Genomic DNA, 13,958 nt, shown 5'->3' with positions numbered 1-13,958 from the left:
ATTACGGTTATTGCTCCATTTGCTTGCCAAGGAATGCGGCGGCGGTTTCGGCCATTTTCACTTCCATTGACGACATTTTCACTGAATCATCCTTACTTACCATCACTACACAACCTATAGGATCTCCACCGGAAATGATCGGTGAGGCTACATATGAGGACACCAAATCCGGATGATCTTTAGCGATTTCATAACTGCCTTCGTTGGTTTCCAGTACAGTCTTACGACTATCCATGACCTTCTCCAAAAGAATTCCTACTTGTTTTTCCAAATAGTCTTTCTTGGAGCCACCAGCCAGTGCAATAAAGGTATCACGATCAGCAATCATCGTAATATGCCCAGTACCTTCGAACAAGGACTCCGCGTACTCTTTTGCAAAGTCACCAAGCTCGCCAATCGGGGAATATTTCTTGAGTATGACTTCACCGTCCCGATCGACGAAAATTTCCAGTGGGTCGCCTTCTCTAATCCGTAGAGTACGTCTAATTTCTTTGGGAATAACCACTCGTCCGAGATCATCAATACGCCGAACAATTCCAGTAGCTTTCATTTCACATGTGCCCCGCTTTCTTAAGAAGTATGGTCTTACTACTGTCCATTATGGGAAAGGATAATCCCAGTGATTTATCGTAATATCTGACCATAGTATTCATCTCTTCCCAGATCCTTATACATAAGCTGACATGTATTAATATCTGCATCAAGATAAAGGCCGTTCTGAAGATGTTTCTTCGAAATAAAAAGCCATCTTCACATTAAGTGAGGATGGCTTTTCTAAGGTAAGCTTGTCCATTTTTACTGATGTTTATTCAGCAGCTTTTGTAGCACTTGGGGATGCGCTTGGCGCAGTAGTGGCTTCTGTTCCGCTATTTTTTGTTCCGGATTCATCTGCGGCAGCAGAGCTCTTCGGCAGATTGATGCTCTCAATAATGCCTTCCAGATCTTTCTCCATGAACGCTTCTAGGTTCTTGGATACAATGGAGCTCTTAATGCCTTCTTTTTGTTCATCCGTTAACTGATCAAAGGTTTTGTCGGTACGGGACTCCACCTTGATGATGTGGTAACCATAAGAAGTCTCTACAGGATCACTAATGGTATTCAAAGGCAAGGTTTGAGCAGCCTTCTTAAACTCGTCTACATACGTTCCTACAGCTTTATCTTTATATTCTCCGCCTGTTTCCTTAGAGGCTGTATCGTCAGTGTATTCCTTAGCGATTGCTGCAAAATCAGCTCCGCCGTCCAGCTTTGCCTTAACTTCCTTCGCGATTTTCAGTGCTTCTTCACTAGTGCGCTCTTTGTTGTTAGCATCGGTCAGACCGATTAGCACATGGCGCAAAGTCGCTACCGTAAAGTCACCTTTTGTAGCTTCAAATTCTTTGACAACCTGATCATCTGTCACTTTAAGCAGCATATCCTGATAAACCGTCAGCACACGCTCCATATAACTATGGATATCGCCCTCTGTAACGTCAGCGTCTTTAAGTGTTTTCTTATAAGTGTCGCCCAGAGTTTTCTTCAAGTCAGCGATTTGGCTATCAGCCTCTTTCTTCGCCTGCTTCTTCGCTTCATCCGTTGCTTTGGAAGCCAAATATTCAAAGCCCACTTCCTGCTTCAAAATAGACTCCTTAAACGCCTCAATCTCTAAATATTGCGCTTGCTGTGGGGAGAGGAATTTCATGATTTTTTGATCCATAGCAAATTCCTTCTCTGTGATTGTTCCACCTTTATAAGTCGCAACTGCCTTGCTATCATCAGCACTACTACCGCATGCTGCTAGCATAGAAAAGGAAACCGCTGCTACCAATGAAACGAGCAGTACTTTCCATGATTTTTTTTTATTTAACGACATTGTGTAGTTCTCCCTTCGATTTAAAAGACTGTTTAGCTTCCTTAAGAAACTGTTCAAGCAAGTCAAGCAGCTGTTTATCACTTAAGTCTTTCGACTTTACTCGGATACTGGCTTTAGCATCTCTATCGAATTGTACACGTCTTTCGAAGCTATTTCCAACTTTGGCGAGTTTCGCCGTATCCAGAGCACCAAGACTTCCCTCATAGAAATTCAGGGTAACATCATCACCACGTCTGATCATGGAATCAATGCCATACATTTTTCCATACACTTTCAGACGAGCTACAGTTAATAGATTAACAACTGCTTCAGGCAATTCTCCGAACCGATCCAAGAGCTCATCCTCAAGCTCAGAAGCATCATCGAAGGATGTTACTGCCGCAACTTTTTTGTAGATTTCAATTTTCTGAATACTGTCGTAAATATACTCGGATGGCAGATATGCGTCAATCGACAAATCAATGACGGTATTGCCCTCTTTGAGCGAGGTATCTTCCTCTCCAAGCACAGTAACCTTACGCTTGCGGATCTCCTCCGCCAGCATTTGTGAGTATAGATCAAATCCTACGGATGCAATAAAACCATGCTGTTCTGCACCAAGTAAGTTACCGGCACCACGAATAGATAAATCCCGCATCGCTATTTTGAAACCAGAACCCAGTTCCGTAAATTCCTTAATAGATTGCAGCCGCTTCTCTGCCACTTCAGTCAGAACCTTGTCCCGCTGGTAGGTAAAATAGGCGTACGCAATCCGGTTGGACCGGCCTACACGTCCACGTAATTGATAGAGCTGAGACAAACCCATCTTATCCGCATCATGCACAATAAGTGTATTTACGTTAGGAATATCTACACCCGTCTCAATAATACTTGTGCTGACCAGCACATCGTACTCTCCATCAAGAAAATCAAGGATCGTCTTCTCCAGCTCCGCTTCCGACATTTGGCCATGTCCGATGCCTACCCGAGCCTCAGGAACAAGCATAGAAATTTGAGCGGCCATTTCTTGAATGCCCTGCACACGATTATAGAGATAGTAGACTTGACCGCCACGAGCCAATTCACGCTCTACAGCTTCCCGCGTAAGCGTCTGACTATGCTCAACAACATAAGTCTGCACGGGGAAACGGTTCTCCGGCGGCGTCTCAATGACAGACAAATCACGCACTCCCAGCATCGACATATGCAATGTACGAGGAATTGGAGTTGCTGTCAGGGTAAGAACATCTACATTCGTTTTTAACTTCTTCAGCTTCTCTTTATGAGTCACGCCAAATCGCTGTTCCTCATCCACGATCAATAAACCTAAGTCCTTAAATACAAGGTCCTGAGACAACAAACGGTGGGTACCAATAACCACGTCAACCGTTCCTGCCCGAACACCTTTAATCGTCTCATTCTGCTCCTTACGGCTGCGGAAACGACTTAGGACTTGAATATTTAGCGGATAATTTGCGAAGCGTTCCCGGAAGGTCTCATAATGCTGCTGAGCTAGAATCGTTGTCGGTACCAGCACAGCCACCTGTTTACCTTCAATCGCTGATTTAAAGGCTGCTCGTATAGCTACTTCCGTCTTACCATATCCAACGTCTCCACAAAGGAGCCGATCCATTGGACGATTCTGTTCCATATCCTTCTTAATCTCTTCAATCGCTCGAAGCTGATCCCGAGTCTCCTCGTAAGGGAACATTTCTTCAAATTCACGCTGTTCCTGTGTGTCCTTCTCAAAACCATACCCTGCTGCACTTTGGCGTTCAGCGTACAGTTTGATTAGATCATCAGCAATATCCTGAACGGAAGAGCGGACCTTATTGGTCACCCGCGTCCATTCATTACCGCCTAATTTATATACTTTCGGCTCTTTATCTTCTGAACCGACATATTTCTGAATCAAGTCAATTTGCTCAATCGGAACCGAGAGCTTATCGCCACCCGCATATAAAATATGCATATAGTCGCGATGAATACCGCTGACCTCCAGCGTGCCGATCCCCATATACTTACCGATACCATGGTTCTGGTGAACAACATAATCACCAATTTTCAGCTCAGTATAACTCTTGATCCGTTCAGCATTATCTATCCCTTTGGAGATCTTCCGTGCCTTCCGCTGCTTCTGAGAGAACATCTCTCCTTCAGTGATAACGGCTAAATGAATAGAAGGCAGCTCAAAGCCTGAACCCAGGTTTCCTTGTACGATCGTTGGCTCATCAATGCCGTAGTCATAAAGGACTCTGCGCACACGTTCAATCCGTTCTTCACTGCTCGCAAGCATCATTACCTTTACACCAGACTTCTGCCAACGCTCCATTTCCGATTTAAGCACATTCATCTGACCATGGAAATCCTGCATCCCACGACTAATAAACCCAAGAATGTTCTGTGGTTGAATGTGTGGGACCTGGCGCAAAAAGATCGACATAAACAGGCTTTGGAACGGACGTTTGTACATCACAACATCTGTCTCGACAGAGAGATCCAGATCCGGCAATGTTTTGCCGTTTTGCATCAGATGGAGGTTCCATTCCGATTCATCTCTTTCGAGCTGTTTCGCCGTTTCAAGCAGTCTTGTCGGCTCATCGAGAATAAGAATCGTATCCTGGGCCATGTAATCAAATAAATGAGAGCGTTCAGGGTATAAAAGACTGATATATTTATAGATTTCAGGAAAATAGGTTCCTTCGCGCAGCATTTCTAGCTCGCGTCCAATTTCTTCTTTTAGACGCAACTTAGCCTGCCGGTCCGCCATTTTCTCGAGCTGTCGTTCCAGCATAACAGATGCTTCAGCAGAAGCAGATTCCTGGCGAAACCTGCTCGCTATAATCTCTTTAGCCGGTGTAATCTTCACACTTCGTACTTTATCAATAGAACGCTGATCGACTGGATCAAAAGTTCTGATGGAATCAACCTCATCATCAAATAACTCAACACGATATGCCAAAGGAGAAGTCATTGGATAAAAATCAATAATTCCGCCTCTTACACTCAGTTCACCGCGATTCTCAACCCGCTCTACTCTTTCATAACCCATTTCGATCATGGACATCAAGAATTCATCCAGAGCAAGCGTTCCATCCTGAGAAACCGTAACCTGTGCCTCTGCCATAACCTCTGGTGCAGGGAGCAGTCTGCGCACTCCCGAGTAGGGAACTACAACAATACCACGGAAGCCCTGAGCACATTTGGTCAGTACATCAATACGCTGGGCTAATGTCTCTGGACTTGAGACAGCCGCTTCCGCAGCCACAAGTTCATTAGCAGGATAGAGCAGAACTCGTTCCGGGGAAAGCGCTTCCTGTAAATCATCGGCCATTTTCTGAGCCGAAAACATATTATGAGTCACCACAAGCAAGGGACGAGCTGTCTCTTCATGCAGTGCTGCAAGCATGATCTGTCTAGCTGAACCTGTAAGCCCCGATATGAGCTGCTCTTTCATACCTGCAGCTACACCCTGGGTGATAGACTGGAAATCGGGATCCTTGGAAAAAGCTTCTATAATACCTTGTAACAACAGGCGCACCTCTCTTACTAAACAGGCTAACGGAAGTCAAAGCCACCGTCACCTATTATGATTGGAATCGAAAAGAAGCCTCAGCTGTAACGCCAAGGCTTGCGGATGACGATAGAGACAGGCGCTATCACCTACTGAAGCGGACTCGTCAGCAGGCTAAGCTCCGGATTATACTCTAAAGCCTCCTTGCAATAGTCGCAAGTCACCTTTACCGTGATCTCACCTTCTGAATTATACGCTATTATATCTCTGCGCTCCGCAGGGGTCAAGGAATGAAGGCCCAACTGCATTTCTGTAACATCACTTCTATTAATGCTGCCTAGAGATGTCTTGCAGTGCCTACATACATAGTTTATTGCCATCTATATGCCTCCTGAAGGTACTATATACCTTCAGTATGTCCGGGGAGCATCATCTTTAGCCTCATAACCAACAGAGTTTACAGATCAACCATTGAATTTAGCCATCGTCTGTTCGAATGAATTCTGTAAGCTGAACTCCAGTGCATCACAAGTATTAAGGATCATCTGCTTCAGAGGATCGCCTTCCTTTTTAGGAAAAGAAGAGAGAACATAATCCACTATTGCAAAACCCGGTTCAGGGCGAGAAATACCCATGCGTACCCGATTAAAGCTTTGTGTACCTACATGCTGAATGATCGATTTAATTCCGTTATGCCCACCAGCACTACCTTGATAACGCAAGCGAATTTTTCCGATTTCGGTATCCAGATCATCGTAGACGACGATCATATCTTCTAGTTTAACTTTGTAATAATCCATATAAGCGCGAACGGCCTCACCGGACAAATTCATAAAGGTCATCGGTTTAATCAATACGGTTTTGACTCCCCCGATAACCCCTTCACCGATCACGGATTTACATTTGCTTTGGTTGAAGGAAATCCCGTTCTGAGCCGCAAGCTCATCCAATGCCATAAAACCAACATTATGCCTTGTTTTCGCATATTGTGTTCCCGGATTTCCCAATCCGACAATCCATTTCATTATCGAACCTTTCCTTTCCATCGGGCTCTCCGGCAAGAGAAGTCCGTTTTTGGTACAATAGATCTTATCTACATATCTCTGTGCAACCAGAGCGAAATTATACTCCGAAGACAGGTGATAACCTATGCTACATCAAAGTGGAATCTTAACACATCAGCGCGATTTTCAGTACCATATCCAATATGCTGTGCCTGTGGAAATATACAGAGGCGACGTGCACATTGACATTGGTGTATTGACAGCAGTGGACGAAGGATTCGTGGAGCTGCAAGGGACACTCTATAACCGCAGCATATTCACCTTCGTCTCCCGCGCCGGGTATTGAAGCCAGCGCTTCTACCTGCATCACGCCGATAAGGGTTACATCTCCGAGAACGGAGGTGTAACCCTTTTGTAAAATATAAGAATGTATAAGTTTCACGCTATACATTATCCTTATATTTCTCGCAATTCATTGATTATATTTATTCAATCTCAAACAATTTACTAATCGACAGCTCTTCATGAACGCGGATAATTGCCTCACCCATAAGTGGAGCCACGGACAACACTTTGAGTTTAGAAGTTGGGTTCGCGCTGCGAATTGGAATCGTATCTGTCACGATAATCTCTTTAATTGGAGAATTCTCCAGACGTTCATGTGCAGGACCAGACAATACTGGGTGTGTACAGCAAGCGTATACTTCCTTCACGCCGCCTTCCATCAAAGCATTAGCACCAAGTACAATGGTTCCAGCAGTATCGATAATATCATCGATCAGAATGGCTGTTTTACCTTCAATATTACCGATAATGTTCATGACTTCGCTGACATTCGGCTCTGGACGACGCTTGTCTATAATTGCAAGCGGAGCGTTCAGGAAATCAGCAAGCTTTCTTGCACGTACTACACCGCCGTGATCTGGCGAAACGACAACTGGGTTCTCGATTTGTTTGGAACGGAAATACTGAGCCAGGATGGGAACTCCCAGCAAGTGATCCACTGGAATATCAAAGAATCCCTGAATCTGCATAGCATGGAGGTCCATCGTAATTACACGGTGGGCGCCGGCTTTTTCAATCAAATTTGCTACCAGCTTGGCCGTAATAGGGTCACGGGAACGAGCTTTCCGATCTTGACGAGCGTAACCATAGTAAGGGATAACCACATTGATGCTTTTTGCGGAGGCGCGTTTGAGTGCATCCACCATAACTAAAAGCTCCATTAGGTTGTCATTAACCGGGCCGCAGGTGGATTGAACAATATACACATGACAACCCCGAACGCTCTCTGACAGCTTGACCTGAATTTCTCCATCGCTAAAACTTGTAGTATGCGATTCACCCATCGGAATTCCGATGTAATCAGCGATTTGACTAGCAAGCTTTGGGTTGGAGTTACAGGTGAAAATCTTTAATTTGGAATCACAATAAGTCATAAAATTTAAACCCTCCGTGACGGAATTTAGCTTTCCAAAGGCGCCGGCGCGGAAATATAAGTCCGTCCGGCGCTTCTTAGCAACGCTTTACGATGGACTCGAGTGGTCTTTCTTCGCTTTTGCACGGGAACGGATCTTCTCTGCATATCCCGGTTTATTCTCCTGCCGCACTCTGGCAACAGCCAGATCGTTCTCTGAAACGGAACGCGTAATTGTCGAACCAGCTACAACAAAAGCCCCCTTGCCCACAGAAACCGGTGCAATAAGGTTAACGTTACTGCCGATAAAGGCATCGTCTTCAATTGTTGTCGTAAATTTATTATACCCGTCGTAGTTAACAGTAATCGCACCGCAACCGACGTTTACATTCTTACCCACAGATGCGTCGCCAATATAGCTAAGATGCGACACCTTAGAACCGTCACCAATCGTAGCATTCTTGATCTCGACGAAATCTCCAACCTTCACTTCTTCTCCAAGTATAGAACCTGGACGCAAATAGGCAAAAGGCCCAACGGTAGTCCGTGCGCCAACTTGTGCTTGATTCAATACGGACTGCTTAATCGTCGCGTCGTCCATGATCTGACAATCTTCGATTTCACTTGCCGGTCCGATCACACAGTTCTCACCGATTACAGTTTTACCCTTCAAGATGGTTCCTGGATAGATCGTTGTATCTGACCCAATGACTACATCTGCTCCGATATATGTGGAGGCAGGATCGATTATGGTTACGCCACCCAGCATATGTTTGCGGTTGATACGTTGACGCATAATACCTTCCGCATCAGATAAAGCTAAACGGTCATTAACACCAATAGACTCGTTAGCATCCTCAGTCTGGAATGCTAGAACAAGATCACCTTGCTCACGCAGAATACTGATAACATCTGTCAAATAATATTCCTGTTGATTATTGCTGTTAGTAACCTTCTCTAAAGCCGAAAATAACTTGATGTTATCAAAGCAATAAATTCCTGTGTTGATTTCATGAATAGCTGCCTGTTCGGCATTACAATCTTTCTGTTCTACGATCTTCATTAAGCCGCCATCTTCACTACGTATAATCCGTCCTAATCCAGATGGATCATCCATTACTGCGGTTAATACAGTCGCTGCCGCCTGACGCTCCTCATGCAGAGCCATCAATCCTATCAGCGTCTCCGATGTAATAAGCGGAGTGTCACCATAAGCAACAATCGTCGTTCCTTCTTCACCACCGAGCAAATCCTTAGCTTGTTTGACAGCGTGACCAGTACCGAGCTGAGTTTCCTGCAGCACGTATTCCGCACTTTGCCCTACATAGGCCTTAACCTTCTCTGCGCCATGCCCAACAACAACAACGGTGCGCTGGCATCCGGTCGCTTCTACTGTATCAAGCACGTGCCCTACCATTGGCTTACCGCAAACGGGGTGCAGCACCTTATATAATTTAGATTTCATTCGCTTGCCTTGACCTGCGGCAAGAACTACAGCCATTCTTTTCAAGAATGCCAACCTCCTACTCTTGAACTCACTACTGAATATATCTCATTCCGGGCAAAAAGAAAAGAGAACCATGAAGTCATGGTTCTCTTTTCTATAAACCCCATGTTAGAAAAGCATTTATCGCTGCCTTTCGAAGATGTCGTCAAATCCTTCACTAGCGCTAGCTTTTCTTGCAAGATCAAGCTGCTTAAGTCATGAAGTATATTCGGTATGATCTTATCAAAAACGGCGGATCCTACGCCACCCAAAAGGTAGCCGTCTTCCGAGGCAGCCTAAGCTCCCTCTTCAATAACTTCTTCTTCTTCTTCAGTAGCGGCGCGATCGTACTCGGCCAGAACCGCGGATTGAATCTTCTCGCGTGTTCCCGAAGAGATCGGGTGAGCGATATCGCGGAATTCGCCATCCGGTGTACGCTTGCTGGGCATTGCAACAAACATCCCGTTATTACCATCGATGACGCGAATGTCATGAACAACAAACTCGTTATCGATTGTAATGGATGCGATTGCTTTCATTCTCCCCTCAGAGTTAACGCGGCGGAGTCTGACATCCGTAATTTGCATGTGTGTGTTCACCACCTTTTTCCATCAGAGACTTGGTGTATAATTCCACACAGCAAAGCGAATTCCTTCTTTTTGATTCCATAAAATACCTAAAAAAGAAATATATTTTTTAGGATCTGTTGTTTTCGACACGCATCGGGTGATTTTCTTAATATCCCTTACGTTTTCGACAATTTCCACGCTTTTTGAAAACAAAGAAACGCCAATCTATCAAGAGGAAAAGTAGTTACCCGGATGCGCGGAAATCCGCCGCTCTTTCGAGTCTACCTCGCTTAGTTTCACTAAAGAAACATAGTCATGCAACAAACGCTCTTCCGTCTCTACTGCGCCTGATTCGACCAACACACCCACTCCAGCAACTTCGGCATTGAACTCACCGAGTAAATCAACCATCCCTCGAACGGTTCCGCCTGCCTTCATGAAGTCATCTACAATGAGTACCCGTGATTTCTCCTTGAGTGCTCGTCTAGAAAGAGACATGGTGTGTATGCTCTTATGTGATCCGGATACATAATTAATGCTTACTGCTGAGCCTTCTGTAACCTGATGATCACGTCGTACCAGCACTACTGGCAAGCCGAGCTGTGCTGCCGTTGCATAGGCTAGCGGAATCCCTTTAGTTTCTACTGTCATCACCACATCGATTTCCGATCCATAAAAGGCCGTTGCGATGATTTTCCCTGCTTGCTCCATCAAAGATGGCAGTCCAAGCAGGTCCGACATATACAAATAACCACCAGGCAATATCCGATCTGTCTGTTCCAGCTGCACACATAAACGTTTAACAAAAGAGAGCGCCATTTCTTTAGGCATCACAGGAATATAACGTACTCCACCTGCTGCACCGGCTAAGGTCTGAAGCTCTCCAATGCCCTCACCTTCAAATACTTCTTTTATGATCGCCAAATCTTCACTGATGGAGGACTTAGCCGCTCCATACCGATCGGCAAATATAGACAGCGGCAGTAGGTCATGTGGCCGCTCAAGTAAAAACTGAGTCATGTCTACCAAACGTTGGCTTCTTTTTAATTTCTTCACGGAATGCTCCTCGCCAAAACCGAATATTTTATGAAAAATATATCACTTTTGTACGGGTTTACACAAGAGAAGCATACTAATTGAGTGATCTCACTGCATAGACTTCCTTGCAGAACCCTCGCAGTCCATTATAAATTCTTGCTACTTTAGACTGCTTGGACACTAAACCGAACACTGTAGGACCGCTGCCGGACATTAACACTCCGTCTGCTCCGAGCTTAACCATCGCCTCTTTGAGCTGCTGGACCTCTGGATGCAGCTTTAGGGTAACATCCTCAAGCACATTGCCCAGATGATTACACACGCCCCCAAAATCTCCAGCTTCGATCGCGTCCTGCATCTTTCGAGCCGAAGGATGAACAGCTATATTATTGCTCCGCACACGTCCGTATACTTCCGCAGTCGATACATTGATAGGTGGCTTAGCCAATACTACCCAGCATTGCGGAGGGTTCTTAATCGGCGTCAGCTTCTCGCCACGACCTGTTGCCAAGGCAGTGCCACCTGTAACGCAGAAAGGCACATCTGAGCCAAGCTCAGCGCCAAGCTCCTGCAGCTCCTGCGCAGGTATACCTAGGCGCCACAGTCGGTTCAGACCACGTAGGGTAGCCGCTGCATCACTGCTGCCGCCAGCCAGGCCAGCTGCCACCGGTATTCTTTTATCCAGATGGATATGTACACCACTCTTCACGTTATAACGCTCTTTAATAAGCCTAGCCGCTTGAAAGGCCAGGTTCTTCTCATCTAGGGGAATATAACCCGCTTGACTTGATATTATAATAGTATCCCTTGGCAGCTCAGACAGCTCTAAACGGTCTGCTAGATCTACCATGGTCATAATCATTTCCACCTCATGAAAACCGTCAGCACGCTTGTGCAGCACATCCAGCATCAAATTAATTTTAGCTGGTGCCTTCTCATACATTTTCAAGGCGTTCACCCACCTTCAGCTTTTCCCGTAAAAACAACTTAACATATTATATGAAAAACTTCTAATGAAGTCCAATAATAAAAGGGTGTCGCCAGTTCGACGCACCCTTTTTCGTTAAATAATTGTTCACACGCTAAAGATTAAGATTTCCGGGCAGCCTCTTCAGCGAGCTGAATCGCTCTTTTTACCATATTACCTGCATCCTTCGCCCGTATTCCTCCCCAGCCTTCACGTTCCACAGTTTCGTAAAAACCAAGCTCCTTGGCTAACTCTGTCTTTAGTTCTTCCGACATCATGCCTCGTTTTCTGCGGCTCATTACGGAATTCCTCCCTTATGAAAGAAAATGATAAACCGATTGCTCAATTAGTATGCTTGCTTAGAACAAGGATCATTCACCGAATATTAACCGCCAAAAAAAAGAAACAGTCGTCCTTTATGAAGGACAACCGTTTCTGATACAAATAAAAAACAGCCTCCAAAGGAAGCTGCCCGTGAAACATTAAGCTTTAATATACATAATCCGCATCTGCCCATCGTCTTCACATACTGTGATTTCCACAGATTCAGTAAGGATATCGGCATAGCTATAGGAGACTCGCTTGAATGTTTGCTGCTCCTGATCCAGTTTGACAATAAATACAGAAGGGTACGTTTCTTCCAGGACACCGGTGCGTTCTACGGTTTTACGACGACCTCCGTTTGCACGCAACGTGATCTTATGACCGACGTGAGCTTCGAGACTGCGTTTGATTTCCAACAGCGCGTTATTAGCCATTGCCTGACGACCACCTCTTTTCTTGTCCATTATACAACTTCCCCAGGTGTTTGTCAAAGCAAATAAATAATTATAGATGATGAATATTTGGTTGTCAACGGAATTTTTTTGCGGAGAATCAGAGGCGAACTAATAGCCTTGTTATCTGTAATAGGTTTACCACAAAGCAAGAAAAATAACATTGTCGATCTTTAAAGATAACTACCATTTCACACAAGCATAATTGCCTTTGGCGTCCCTATAAGGACGGTTAGCGTTTATGCGGGAAATATAAGGATAATGTATAGCGTGAAACTTATACTTTCTTATATAAAAAAAGGGTTAAGCTCATCGCTCACCCTTTCTTCGCGTTACTCTATTCGGCCACTCCAAATTACCTATTAGCTTTGAAAATAGACCAGTACCTGTCGATTAAATTGCGGAAGGTGTCACTTTTAGTGCTGACAGGTTCTGCAGACGCGGCATCCCAATACGGAAGCTGCCACGGGTCTCAATACCGCCGATTCCCTGATTACCACTAATGGTGTTGTTCAAAACCTCACTCAGATTCACCGTATCCCTAATGGGCGTGAACGACGATTTTGCCGCTACATAAACTGGGTCTAAGGCATGGATCAATATCCGTCCAGGAGAACTGGCGAAGTTGGCCCCTGCCCCCAGCAGTGCCTCAAAATGTGACTGACAAGCACCTGCAACAATCGTCAACGCATCAAAATTTCGCTCATAATCCCTAGCTACCCTAATAGCAGCTACGAAGTTTTGCGAATTTTTATAGCTGCTCAGACTGTGAAGATCGTAAGTATGCTGTTGCTTCAGCACCCCGTCATGACCGGTAATCACCACAATATCTGGACGCACGCGGGGCAGCAGCCGGTATAAAGTGTCAGCCATTGCGGACTCATGAACATGATGACCTTCAGCAGGGATCCGCAATTGCTCGTATAAGCTAAGGCTCTTATTCAAATACGCTGGATCGCCATCCAGATGCAGTACTTTCCCCGGTACTTCAAAATAAGCAGCTTCCTTGGGCGATGGAGCCCATGCTCCTTCTGATAGAGCGCTCCCGCTCCGCTGACTTTGCTCCTGTCGGTCTTTCCGCAGCTGTGTCAGTGATTCATTCGCTTTAATCTGTGCCTGCTGTCCTCGTTCCGTAATTCGGGTAGGAGGCACTTGAACCAAGTCATTCAGAGGAGAATCCGCCAACAGACGGAAATCTGTGCCTTTAATGACGGCTCTGTCCTGCACAATATGATCTACACGAAAAGTCAAATCTCCGCCATAAGATTTACGAACGACCAAGTCTCCTAAATTCATTACAACCACCACCTCTACCCCATCGTATGGGCAAAGGCCTCAGTTGGTTCATAACTAGCTATG

General features: G+C 45.3%; 14 protein-coding genes. 1 reads left to right on the top strand and 13 read right to left on the bottom strand.

The features are described 5' to 3' along the window. Positions 1–7 precede the first annotated feature (7 nt). The 5 genes from spoVT to pth form a co-directional block, all read right to left on the bottom strand. Positions 8–550, bottom strand: a complete 543-nt coding sequence (gene spoVT, locus NYE25_RS21305; protein ID WP_076286877.1) for a stage V sporulation protein T — start codon at positions 548–550, stop codon at positions 8–10. A gap of 255 nt (positions 551–805) precedes the next feature. After that, positions 806–1,849 (bottom strand): peptidylprolyl isomerase, encoded by a 1,044-nt coding sequence (locus tag NYE25_RS21300; protein ID WP_341050966.1) that lies wholly within the window; start codon positions 1,847–1,849, stop codon positions 806–808. Continuing rightward, positions 1,836–5,360: a transcription-repair coupling factor gene (mfd, locus tag NYE25_RS21295; protein ID WP_042123128.1), complete on the bottom strand. Its 3,525-nt coding sequence runs from the start codon at positions 5,358–5,360 to the stop codon at positions 1,836–1,838. The genes NYE25_RS21300 and mfd overlap by 14 nt, the downstream gene beginning before the upstream one ends. Positions 5,361–5,491: 131 nt before the next feature. After that, the gene (locus tag NYE25_RS21290; protein WP_341126926.1) at positions 5,492–5,722 is read right to left on the bottom strand and encodes an anti-sigma-F factor Fin family protein; all 231 of its coding nucleotides are present in this window, start codon (positions 5,720–5,722) and stop codon (positions 5,492–5,494) included. Positions 5,723–5,806: 84 nt separating this feature from the next. After that, on the bottom strand, positions 5,807–6,367 hold the full coding sequence (pth, locus tag NYE25_RS21285) for an aminoacyl-tRNA hydrolase (RefSeq protein WP_042183849.1): 561 nt from the start codon (positions 6,365–6,367) through the stop codon (positions 5,807–5,809). A gap of 124 nt (positions 6,368–6,491) precedes the next feature. Here pth and NYE25_RS21280 point away from each other — a divergent pair, with 124 nt between their 5' ends. Then, on the top strand, positions 6,492–6,692 hold the full coding sequence (locus NYE25_RS21280; protein ID WP_042183847.1) for a hypothetical protein: 201 nt from the start codon (positions 6,492–6,494) through the stop codon (positions 6,690–6,692). 139 nt (positions 6,693–6,831) lie between these two features. Here NYE25_RS21280 and NYE25_RS21275 read toward each other — a convergent pair whose 3' ends face one another. The 8 genes from NYE25_RS21275 to yabG all read right to left on the bottom strand — a co-directional run bounded on the left by NYE25_RS21275 (position 6,832) and on the right by yabG (position 13,895). After that, positions 6,832–7,785: a ribose-phosphate diphosphokinase gene (locus NYE25_RS21275; RefSeq protein ID WP_036678796.1), complete on the bottom strand. Its 954-nt coding sequence runs from the start codon at positions 7,783–7,785 to the stop codon at positions 6,832–6,834. Between the two features lie 87 nt (positions 7,786–7,872). Continuing rightward, the gene (glmU, locus tag NYE25_RS21270; protein WP_042183845.1) at positions 7,873–9,273 is read right to left on the bottom strand and encodes a bifunctional UDP-N-acetylglucosamine diphosphorylase/glucosamine-1-phosphate N-acetyltransferase GlmU; all 1,401 of its coding nucleotides are present in this window, start codon (positions 9,271–9,273) and stop codon (positions 7,873–7,875) included. A gap of 272 nt (positions 9,274–9,545) precedes the next feature. Continuing rightward, positions 9,546–9,836: a septation regulator SpoVG gene (spoVG, locus tag NYE25_RS21265; RefSeq protein ID WP_042123119.1), complete on the bottom strand. Its 291-nt coding sequence runs from the start codon at positions 9,834–9,836 to the stop codon at positions 9,546–9,548. A 210-nt stretch (positions 9,837–10,046) separates the two neighbouring features. Then, a complete protein-coding gene (gene purR / locus NYE25_RS21260) occupies positions 10,047–10,874 on the bottom strand; it encodes a pur operon repressor (protein ID WP_042183840.1) in 828 nt (275 codons plus the stop codon). A 76-nt stretch (positions 10,875–10,950) separates the two neighbouring features. Beyond that, positions 10,951–11,805 carry a 4-(cytidine 5'-diphospho)-2-C-methyl-D-erythritol kinase gene (gene ispE, locus NYE25_RS21255; protein WP_042183839.1) on the bottom strand — a complete coding sequence of 285 codons (855 nt, stop codon included), beginning with the start codon at positions 11,803–11,805 and terminating at the stop codon, positions 10,951–10,953. Between the two features lie 140 nt (positions 11,806–11,945). Next, positions 11,946–12,122, bottom strand: coding sequence for a small, acid-soluble spore protein, alpha/beta type (locus NYE25_RS21250; protein ID WP_042183837.1), 177 nt, complete (start codon positions 12,120–12,122; stop codon positions 11,946–11,948). A 183-nt stretch (positions 12,123–12,305) separates the two neighbouring features. Beyond that, positions 12,306–12,581, bottom strand: a complete 276-nt coding sequence (gene veg, locus NYE25_RS21245; protein WP_019914493.1) for a biofilm formation stimulator Veg — start codon at positions 12,579–12,581, stop codon at positions 12,306–12,308. Positions 12,582–12,992: 411 nt separating this feature from the next. Then, a complete protein-coding gene (gene yabG / locus NYE25_RS21240) occupies positions 12,993–13,895 on the bottom strand; it encodes a sporulation peptidase YabG (protein ID WP_042183835.1) in 903 nt (300 codons plus the stop codon). Positions 13,896–13,958 lie beyond the last annotated feature (63 nt).

It is taken from the genome of Paenibacillus sp. FSL E2-8871, assembly GCF_038000345.1.
Classification (GTDB): Bacteria; Bacillota; Bacilli; order Paenibacillales; family Paenibacillaceae; genus Paenibacillus_AQ.
The sequence above is the reverse complement of the archived record's forward strand: the minus strand, read 5'-3'. Positions and strand labels throughout refer to the sequence as shown.

Coding starts and splice junctions, on each gene's coding strand:
- spoVT (WP_076286877.1), bottom strand. CDS start 550: ATGAAAGCTACTGGAATTGTTCGGCGTATTGATGATCTCGGACGAGTG.
- NYE25_RS21300 (WP_341050966.1), bottom strand. CDS start 1,849: ATGTCGTTAAATAAAAAAAAATCATGGAAAGTACTGCTCGTTTCATTG.
- NYE25_RS21290 (WP_341126926.1), bottom strand. CDS start 5,722: ATGGCAATAAACTATGTATGTAGGCACTGCAAGACATCTCTAGGCAGC.
- pth (WP_042183849.1), bottom strand. CDS start 6,367: ATGAAATGGATTGTCGGATTGGGAAATCCGGGAACACAATATGCGAAA.
- NYE25_RS21280 (WP_042183847.1), top strand. CDS start 6,492: ATGCTACATCAAAGTGGAATCTTAACACATCAGCGCGATTTTCAGTAC.
- NYE25_RS21275 (WP_036678796.1), bottom strand. CDS start 7,785: ATGACTTATTGTGATTCCAAATTAAAGATTTTCACCTGTAACTCCAAC.
- spoVG (WP_042123119.1), bottom strand. CDS start 9,836: ATGCAAATTACGGATGTCAGACTCCGCCGCGTTAACTCTGAGGGGAGA.
- NYE25_RS21250 (WP_042183837.1), bottom strand. CDS start 12,122: ATGAGCCGCAGAAAACGAGGCATGATGTCGGAAGAACTAAAGACAGAG.
- veg (WP_019914493.1), bottom strand. CDS start 12,581: ATGGCTAATAACGCGCTGTTGGAAATCAAACGCAGTCTCGAAGCTCAC.
- yabG (WP_042183835.1), bottom strand. CDS start 13,895: ATGAATTTAGGAGACTTGGTCGTTCGTAAATCTTATGGCGGAGATTTG.